This is a genomic window from Stenotrophomonas sp. HMWF003 (genome assembly GCF_003061285.1).
Lineage (GTDB): Bacteria > Pseudomonadota > Gammaproteobacteria > Xanthomonadales > Xanthomonadaceae > Stenotrophomonas > Stenotrophomonas maltophilia_AP.
Genome location: NZ_QAIW01000314.1, coordinates 5,934 through 9,638 on the forward strand (window position 1 = coordinate 5,934; position 3,705 = coordinate 9,638).

Sequence of the window (3,705 nt, forward strand, 5' to 3'; positions counted from 1 at the left end):
AGCGTGTCGATGCCGTCGGAGGCGCGGGCGATGTCGGCCGCGCTGACGTTCCAGCCCGGCAGAGTCGCCCCCGGCAGGGTGCCCAGGCGCGCGTCGACGAAGGCCAGCACGTCCGCACTGGCCGCATGCAGGCTTTCGGAATGGGTGGCCGGGTAGCTGCGGAAGCGTAGCGGCTGCTGGTTGATGCCCAGCACCAGCCCGTACAGCAGCGCGCCCAGATAGGCCACATCCGTGTCTGCGCTGCCATGGGCGAGCAGCACGGGCTGGTCGAAGCCGCGCAGCGGCATGGCCAGGTAGCTGTCCAGGGTCGTGGTGATGCCCGGGAGGGTACTCAACGGCGTATGGAAGTATTCGGCCAGCGTGACCCCTTCCAGTTCACGGGTCAGCTCGGCCAGGCACAACTGCCGGGCCTGCGCCAGCCGTGCGCGGCCCACGTCGGTGAGCAGGTCGGCGATACGGGGGTCGGCCTGGATCAGCCCGTTGATCAGATAGGTCAGGTAGGCGGTACCCCCGGCGCCGAGTTGCTGGGTAGAGCCCGGTCCCAGGCCGCGGGTGGTCAGGTTGACCCAGGCCGGGGTGCCGGTGCCCACCGCGCCGCGGAAGTCGAGCGCCGGCCCGCCGAGCTCGGTGGCCACGCTGGCCGCATATACCGCCGCGCCCGCGCCCTGCGAATACCCCACCGAGACCCAGCGCGGCGCCAGCTGGCGGGTCACCGGCAACGCGGCATTGAGCTGCTGGCTCGCCTTGACCATGTCCACGATGTTGTGGGCCACGCTGGGGCCGTGCAGGTAGGCATGTTCGCCTGGGGAGCCCAGCCCCTGGAAATCCGAGGCGACGATCGCATAGCCCTGCTGGAGGAACAGGTCCAGGTAAGCGGCGTCGCGCGCCGGTTGGGTCGGACCGCCTGCCGAGGGCGCGCATCGGTCGGCCGTGCCCTGGGTGCCGTGCGCCCAGGACACCACCGGCCAGCCGCCGGCCGGGGCCGGGCCCGACGGGAGCATCACCAGCCCGGTCGCCAGCGCAGGACGCTGGTGCAGGTCGGTGGTTGCGTAGGTGAGCTTGTAGGTCTGGTCGGCATGCCCGGGCAGCCAGTCGGCCTGGAAGCGGTCGCTGGAGATCAGCTGGCCGGCGTCCTGGGCCAGGGAGGCGAGCGGGGACAGGGCCAGCACGGCGCAGAACAGGGTGGTGGCGCGGCGTCGGTGACGGTGAAGCTGGGTCATGGGAGCTCCCTGCAGGCCGGGATGGCCTGCTTCGAGCGCGGCAGTCTGCGTGGGGCGCCCACCTCGACGCTGGGATGGCGGTCGCAACTCACCCCGTATCAGCCGATTCCTAGGCAGGGCGCGACCGCTCGACCCACAACGCAAAAGGGCCCCTTGCGGGGTCCTTTGGGGTTACGACGGCGCGCCTACTTGCGGTTCATCGTCGCATTGCGCTGGCCGGTGCTGGCGGACTTCTCGCCGGCAAACGGGTTCAGCTTGCGCACCATCCACGGATACTTCGGCCAATTGCCCTGCAGCCAGGGGTGCTCGGGCTGGTTCATCTCCAGCACGCGGCGGGCATCGTCGGCCAGGGTCTTGTTGCCCAGGCGGGTGTAGGCCTCGCCCAAGGTGGCCACGGCGTCGTACTGGAAGGCGCTCTGCGGGTAGGTTTCCAGCAGGTAGTTGGCGCGGCCGGCGGCCGACACCCAGGCCTGACGGCGCAGGTAGTACAGGGCGTTGTCCAGCTCGTGCTGGGCGAACACATCGCGCAGCTCGATCATGCGCTGGCGCGCATCGGCCGCGTAACGGCTGTTCGGGTAACGGTCGACGACGATGTTGAAGTCGGCGTAGGCCTGGTGCGGGGTGGACAGGTCGCGGCGGCTCGGGTCCAGCGACCACACGCGACGCAGGAACACCGTATTGCGGTTGCCGTTGGACAGGCCGCGCAGGTAGTACATGTAGGCGATGTTGCGGTGGGTCGGATAGGTCCGGATGAAGCGGTCGATGCTGGACACCGCGTCATCGTGCTTGCCGGCCTTGTACTGCGCGTAGGCGGTTTCGATCATCGCCTGCTCGGTGTACGGGCCATACGGGTACTGGGCGATCAGGCGGCGGAAGTTGGCTTCGGCCCCGCTCCAGTTGCCGCCTTCCATCAGGCGGTGGCTCTTCTCGTAGATCTGTTCGACCGGCAGGCCTTCGTCCGGATTGTCCCCCTTGGTGCCGCGGTGGCAGCCAGTGGCGACGAGGGCCAGGACCAGCAGCAGGGCGGCGGTGCGGACGGGCGCGGACAGCAAAGAAGAGCGTCGGATCATGGGGTCAGGGCGGGACGCGGCTGGAATACGAAGGGTCGATGATAGCCTAGTGGCCTGTCCTGCGACTGAAAGTGGTCGCCCGGACCCCAAATTTGTCTCCCAGCGGTGCTTTCCCCATGTCCGATAACGCTTCCGAATCCGAATCCCCCCGCCAGGCCGTGGTGCCCGATACCGCCGCAGGACGGCGCTTTGACGCCGTCCTGGCCGAGCTGTTCCCCGAATTCTCCCGGTCCAAGCTGACCGAGTGGATCAAGTCCGGCGACGTCCTGCTGGACGGCCAGGCCGTGCGCGGGCGCGACCCGGTGCGGGGCGGCGAGGTGGCCAGCCTGCATGTCGTGCTTGACACCCAGACCCACGCCGAGCCGGAGGACATCCCGCTGGAGGTGCTGTACGAGGACGAGCACGTGTTCGTCATCAACAAGCCGGTCGGGCTGGTGGTCCACCCCGGCGCGGGCAACCCCACCGGTACGCTGGTCAACGCCCTGCTGTTCCGCGACCCGTCGCTGTCGGTGCTGCCGCGCGCAGGCATCGTGCACCGCCTGGACAAGGACACCAGTGGGGTGATGGTGATCGCCCGCACGATCCAGGCGCAGACCGCGCTGGTCGAGCAGCTGTCGGCGCGCGAAGTGCACCGCCAGTACCTGGCCATCGTGGTGGGCGCGCTGGTGTCCGGTGGCACCGCCGATGCGGCCATCGACCGCCATCCGCGCGACCGCGTGCGCATGGCCGTGCGTGAAGACGGCAAGGACGCGATCACCCATTACCGCCTGCGCGAGCGCTTCCGCGCGCACACCGCGCTGGAATGCCGCCTGGAAACCGGCCGCACCCACCAGATCCGCGTGCACATGGCGCACCTGCGCCACCCGATCATCGGCGACCAGCTGTACGGCGGCGCGCTGAAGCTGCCCAAGGGTGCCAGCGATGAACTGGTTGCGCAGCTGCGCGGCTTCAAGCGCCAGGCGCTGCACGCCGAAACGCTGGAGTTCGTGCACCCCATCACCGGTGAGACCATCACCAACAGCGCGCCGCCGCCGGCGGACATGCAGGCGCTGATGCAGGCGCTGCGCGAAGACAGCAAGCGCTTCGCCGAGCTGGAACGCGGGCGCCGCTGATGCCCGCACCGGTTCCGTTGCTGGCGGCCGACTGGCCTTCGCCCCCAGGGGTGCAGGCGGGCACCACCCTGCGCTACGGCGCGGGTGGGTCGGTGCCGCCGTTCGACCAGTTCAACATGGGCAACCGCTACGCCGCCGACGGCGACGACCCGGTCCAGGTGCAGCGCAACCGTGACCTGCTGCAGGCCGGGCTGGCGCTGCCCTCGGCGCCGCACTGGCTGCGCCAGGTGCATGGCACCACGGTGCTGCGGTTCGACGCTGCGCCCACCGCGCAGGGCGTGGAAACCGAGCCGACCGCCGATG

Annotated in this window: 4 protein-coding genes; 2 read left to right on the forward strand and 2 right to left on the reverse strand. The window is 69.7% G+C overall.

Annotation, left to right across the window (positions count from 1 at the left end):
- Together DBR34_RS12850 and DBR34_RS12855 are read right to left on the reverse strand one after the other, a co-directional pair.
- A partial coding sequence (locus tag DBR34_RS12850; RefSeq protein ID WP_258223894.1) for a lipase family protein occupies positions 1-1,220 on the reverse strand: 1,220 nt, incomplete at its 3' end.
- 185 nt (positions 1,221-1,405) lie between these two features.
- A complete protein-coding gene (locus DBR34_RS12855; protein ID WP_128097082.1) occupies positions 1,406-2,290 on the reverse strand; it encodes an outer membrane protein assembly factor BamD in 885 nt (294 codons plus the stop codon).
- A 116-nt stretch (positions 2,291-2,406) separates the two neighbouring features.
- Here DBR34_RS12855 and rluD point away from each other — a divergent pair, with 116 nt between their 5' ends.
- The gene (rluD, locus tag DBR34_RS12860; RefSeq protein WP_128097083.1) at positions 2,407-3,402 is read left to right on the forward strand and encodes a 23S rRNA pseudouridine(1911/1915/1917) synthase RluD; all 996 of its coding nucleotides are present in this window, start codon (positions 2,407-2,409) and stop codon (positions 3,400-3,402) included.
- Positions 3,402-3,705 (forward strand): laccase domain-containing protein (locus DBR34_RS22980; RefSeq protein ID WP_258223895.1); only part of this gene is annotated, 304 nt, incomplete at its 3' end. The genes rluD and DBR34_RS22980, both read left to right, overlap by 1 nt.

Bases quoted from the DNA above. Each gene is read 5' to 3' on its own strand.
- DBR34_RS12855 (WP_128097082.1), bottom strand. From the start codon at position 2,290: ATGATCCGACGCTCTTCTTTGCTGTCCGCGCCCGTCCGCACCGCCGCC.
- rluD (WP_128097083.1), top strand. From the start codon at position 2,407: ATGTCCGATAACGCTTCCGAATCCGAATCCCCCCGCCAGGCCGTGGTG.